This window comes from Thermococcus sp. ES12 (assembly GCF_012027515.1).
GTDB classification, from domain to species: Archaea; Methanobacteriota_B; Thermococci; order Thermococcales; family Thermococcaceae; genus Thermococcus; species Thermococcus barossii.
The window spans coordinates 1-983 of record NZ_SNUP01000006.1; the positions used below are offsets into that span (position 1 = coordinate 1).

Below are 983 nucleotides of genomic sequence, written 5' to 3' on the forward strand. Positions count from 1 at the left end.
TGGAAGATGTTTGGTGATTTTGCGGCCGTTAAGGATATGAATCTTCATGTGAAAGACGGAGAATTCATGATCCTCCTCGGGCCAAGCGGCTGCGGAAAAACAACCACCTTGAGAATGATTTCAGGCTTAGAAGAACCCACCAAAGGCCAAATCTACATCGGAGACAAATTAGTAGCAGACCCAGAAAAAGGCGTCTTCATCCCCCCCAAAGACAGGGACATCGCAATGGTCTTCCAAAGCTACGCGCTATACCCCCACATGACAGTCTACGACAACATAGCCTTCCCCCTCAAACTCAGAAAAGTCCCAAAACAAGAAATCGACCAACGCGTCAGGGAAGTCGCAGAACTCCTCGGCCTGACGGAATTACTCAAGAGGAAGCCGAGGGAGCTGAGCGGTGGTCAGAGGCAGAGGGTTGCCCTGGGCAGGGCGATAGTGAGGAAGCCCCAGGTCTTCCTCATGGACGAGCCCCTGAGCAACCTGGACGCTAAACTCAGAGTGAAAATGCGCGCCGAACTCAAGAGACTCCAAAGACAACTCGGAGTCACCACAATCTACGTGACTCACGATCAAGTGGAAGCAATGACCATGGGCGACAGGATTGCAGTCATAAACGCTGGAGTACTCCAACAAGTCGGCACGCCGGATGAAGTTTACGACAAGCCAGCGAACACTTTCGTCGCCGGCTTCATCGGATCACCCCCAATGAACTTCATGAACGCGACGATAACCGAGGACGGTTTCGCCGACTTCGGGGAATTCAAGCTGAAACTCTTGCCAGACCAAGTTGAAGTTCTCCGTGAGGAGAACTTAATCGGGAAGGAGGTAATCTTCGGAATTCGCCCTGAGGACATTTACGACGCAATGTTCGCTCAAGTGAAGGTTCCCGGCGAGAACATGGTTCGAGCAATGGTGGAGATTATTGAAAACCTGGGGAGCGAGAAGATAGTCCACCTGCGCGTTGGAGGAGTAACCTTCCTCGG

1 protein-coding gene is annotated in these 983 nt (G+C 52.1%); it reads left to right on the forward strand.

The window, feature by feature from the left end:
* Positions 1–983: ABC transporter ATP-binding protein (locus E3E37_RS10685; RefSeq protein WP_305849826.1), on the forward strand; the 983-nt coding region annotated here is incomplete at both ends.